At 40.1% G+C, this 3,567-nt stretch carries 3 protein-coding genes and 1 pseudogene; 2 read left to right on the top strand and 2 right to left on the bottom strand.

The window, feature by feature from the left end:
* Positions 1 to 355, top strand: a pseudogene (locus EWV66_RS19480) (HNH endonuclease); the annotation flags it as partial.
* A gap of 352 nt (positions 356 to 707) precedes the next feature.
* Here the strand turns inward: EWV66_RS19480 and EWV66_RS19485 are convergent.
* Both EWV66_RS19485 and EWV66_RS19490 read right to left on the bottom strand, forming a co-directional pair.
* A complete protein-coding gene (locus EWV66_RS19485; protein ID WP_052278056.1) occupies positions 708 to 1,193 on the bottom strand; it encodes a DsrE family protein in 486 nt (161 codons plus the stop codon).
* A gap of 143 nt (positions 1,194 to 1,336) precedes the next feature.
* On the bottom strand, positions 1,337 to 3,016 hold the full coding sequence (locus tag EWV66_RS19490; protein ID WP_052278057.1) for an ABC1 kinase family protein: 1,680 nt from the start codon (positions 3,014 to 3,016) through the stop codon (positions 1,337 to 1,339).
* A 280-nt stretch (positions 3,017 to 3,296) separates the two neighbouring features.
* Between EWV66_RS19490 and EWV66_RS19495 the strand changes: the two genes are divergently transcribed.
* Positions 3,297 to 3,539 (top strand): hypothetical protein, encoded by a 243-nt coding sequence (locus EWV66_RS19495; protein WP_287108266.1) that lies wholly within the window; start codon positions 3,297 to 3,299, stop codon positions 3,537 to 3,539.
* Positions 3,540 to 3,567: the final 28 nt, after the last annotated feature.

The following is a 3,567-nucleotide window of genomic DNA, read 5'->3' on the forward strand; positions in this document are numbered from 1 at the left end:
AATTGGACACCAATTGTCAGACATACCTTAGTTCGCCCCGACGCTTCACCCTACGACGGAAATTGGACTTACTGGGCGACCAGAAGAGGACAAGCAATTGACACACCGACTAGAGTAGCCAAACTACTTAAGAAGCAACAAGGCAAGTGTAGCCAATGTGGGCAGTATTTTACCCCATCGGATTTAATTGAAGTTGACCACATTCACCCTCTCAGCTTAGGCGGAAAGGACGAATACAAGAACCTTCAATTGCTACACCGCCACTGTCACGATGATAAATCGGCATCAGATGGAAGCCAAGATGGCAACCAAAAGAAGTCAAGCTGTATCCTTAACAAGGGAGCAGTCAAACTAGGAGCCGTGTGAGGTGAAAGTCTCATGCACGGTTCTGAATGGGAGGGGAGGTCGGTGACGACCTTCTCGACCCCTAATAGTATGAGTCCCTCGGATCGATTTCTCAACGTTTGTCTCTTGCACTTTTTTGACTAAAAAAGTCCCAAAACCGTTTTCTAGTAAGGCTCCCAGTAATATTTATTCAGCAAACCCTAGATAGTCAACAGCTTAGCTTTCTGGGAAGGCGGTTCACGAACCAAGAAAAATGGTATAACGACTGAGTCAAGAGCGGCCGCTCTTTTAAGCAAAAATAAATCTACTAATAATAGAGACCTTATTGTTAAGGTCTCTAGATTCTCTAGAAAATGCTAGATTTACCAGCTAATTACTTTAACCGTTTCGTTAAATAAATTTGCTTCTAGGGAATCGGGAGAACTTGTCACCACACCGGCAATTAGATCTTCAGGTTTTATTGCTGCTTGTTTCATACAGGAGGGACAAATTAAGACTTTTCCCCCTTGACTGATGAAATCTACTACCATTGCTTGCAGGGTTTTACCAGTGATACCGTTAGTGTGTTGAGGAATTGTCTTCGCAGCCAAGTGTACCCCTGTAATATTCAAAAAAATAGTGGTTGAGTGACCTTTTTTCAACATATTGGTGGCGACACCAATGGCCATTGCAGCTCGCCAAGGATCATCGGTGGTTAAATTAACAAATAAATCGGATTTTTGTTGACCGACAGCGATTATTGCTTCGTTAGTTTGTACTGGAGAAAGGGAAGGATTAGCCAAGACTGGGATAGATGTAACTAAGGATAATCCGACAAGGGAACCAAGGGCTAAAGATTTTAACAACATTTTCTTGTCCTCTTGCTGCTGGGTGCAATGAAAACATTTTCATTATGATAACTTCTGGAAAATCTTGTCAACAGACAGCCTGTCAAACTTTAATTTTTGTTGCGGATAACAAAAGCCATCTACTAATTAAAGATGATAATTATTTACTTTTCTAGCATTTTATCTAATCTTTCCTGAATCAATAAAGCCATGGAAGAACGCAGAAAAAATAAACCAAATAACCCCGCTAAACTGAAGGGAATAATGGCTAGTTTGCTATAGTTAGTGTCTAATAAAAATATGGCTGATATAAGGCTAAATCCCAATAGACAGACATTAATTAATACTTTAATTCCCAGATAAATTCTTTTCAGAAGTCGTTCATTTTCCCGTGACTTAACTTGAAAAACTAAATTTCCTCGCTCGATTTTTTCCTCTAATTGACGGAGTATTCTCTCGTTTTTATTACCTTTTTGCCATTGTTGTTTAAGAAAAGTGCGCGCTTGATTAGCTAGGATAAGCATGGTGTTGGTAGTTCCTCCTGATACTGCTAGACTTTTCACAAAAGGTTGACTAGCTGCTAATAAATTATACTGGGGATCTAAAGAGCGGGCAATTCCATCCAAAGTGGTGACAGATTTAATAATAAAAGTCATTTGGGGAGGTAAGCGAAAAGGTTGCTGTTTAAACATTAAATACACTTGATCGCTAATTTGTTCAAAGACCCTCACATCTACCGGTTTATCGCGAAATTCATCTAAAAGAAACTGCACGATATTTCGTATGGGTTGTAGATCTCTAACGGGTTCAATTAACCCCATATACATCAAAGTTTTTAAGATTGTTTCTGTATCCTTTCTCAAGATAGCGAAAAAGGTTTCGATCATTTGATCTTTAGCGACGGACTTTAACTCGAACATCGTGCCGAAATCGTAGAAAATTAACTCCCCTTCCTGACTAACTGCCATATTACCTGGATGGGGGTCTGATTGGAAAAAACCATCCTGTAATAGTTGTTTGAGATAGGAACAGATCCCCAGTTGAATAATACCATCGACGTTAATATTATTAGCTATTAAAGTCTCTCGATCATCAACTTTAATCCCCGGCACATACTCCAAAGTTAATACCTTGCGAGTGGTATATTGCCAGTAAACTAAAGGGACTTTTACCTGGGGATAATTCTTAAAATTGTCCCGAAAGCGATCAGCATTTTTCCCCTCATGAATATAATCGATTTCTTGAAAGAGTAGCTCAAAGAATTCTTGATAGATAGCTTCTAAATTATATTTTTTCACTACGGGGAAAACATTTAACCAACGGGTGAGACGATGCAACAATTCAAAATCGAGATTAAATAGTCCTTCTAGATTCGGTCTTTGTACCTTAATAACCACCTCTTCCCCACTTAATAACTGCGCTCGATGCACTTGTCCTAAACTGGCACAAGCGAGGGGAGAAACGCTAAAACTTGCAAATAAATTATCTAGGGGTTGTCCTAATTCTGTTTCGATAACTCGGATCGCTTCTTGACTATTAAATTCGGGAACTCGATCCTGTAATTGGGTTAATTGTTCGATATATTCGAGCGGAATTAAATCTGCTCGCGTCGATAAAGATTGTCCAATTTTAATAAAAGTTGGTCCTAAATTCATGAGGCGGTCTACTAACCATTTCGCTCTCCTTTGCCGTTTTTTGCCCCTATTAGCCCCCGTTAAACGATCCCAGAGCAAAAAAGTCAAAAACTGCGTTGTAAAGCTAAATATCTCCAATTGACGAATAATTGGTGATCGCAAGCTTTGCTGCCAATGTAAAGATCTGGGGGAATCAAAGGGAGTAAGCATCAGTTATCAGTTATTAGCTCCTGAAGGACGCAAAGCGCCCTAAAAAGAAAAAGAGAAACTAGGGGCAAGCCCTGATATTCTAAATCTGGAAGTATCCTGAACTCAAACCGGAGTAACAATGGTGTCATTAGACCCGATTATCAGCAAAGGTCCCTAGGAAAGAGGAAAAAAGAATTGGCGAGACGAGGATTAACTCGTGAACCCGTGGTCGAGAATCAAGTAAAAAACCCTTCCTAGAACCAGGGTACTTCCCCGATCATAACTCGGAGCCAACAAAGCCATGACCAAATCCCGAAACAAGTCCCCAAAAACCCAAAGTAGTGACCAGAAGTTAAACATCATCAATGCCAAGGCGGCGGGAATTGACCTGGGAGCCAGAGAACATTGGGTCTGCGTCCCCCAAGAATTGTCCCAGGAGACCAAAAACCAGAGTATTTTACTTATGATACTTGACAAATTTTTGAACCTACAAGGAACCTGTATTCAAGGCTATCGACACCTAGAAAATATCGGTATAGTTTGACGAATCGAATCGAAAAATAAAAAAGCAG

The organism is Microcystis sp. M_OC_Ca_00000000_C217Col (genome assembly GCF_007095585.1).
Lineage (GTDB): Bacteria > Cyanobacteriota > Cyanobacteriia > Cyanobacteriales > Microcystaceae > Microcystis > Microcystis panniformis.

Coding starts and splice junctions, on each gene's coding strand:
- EWV66_RS19485 (WP_052278056.1), bottom strand. CDS start 1,193: ATGTTGTTAAAATCTTTAGCCCTTGGTTCCCTTGTCGGATTATCCTTA.
- EWV66_RS19490 (WP_052278057.1), bottom strand. CDS start 3,016: ATGCTTACTCCCTTTGATTCCCCCAGATCTTTACATTGGCAGCAAAGC.
- EWV66_RS19495 (WP_287108266.1), top strand. CDS start 3,297: ATGACCAAATCCCGAAACAAGTCCCCAAAAACCCAAAGTAGTGACCAG.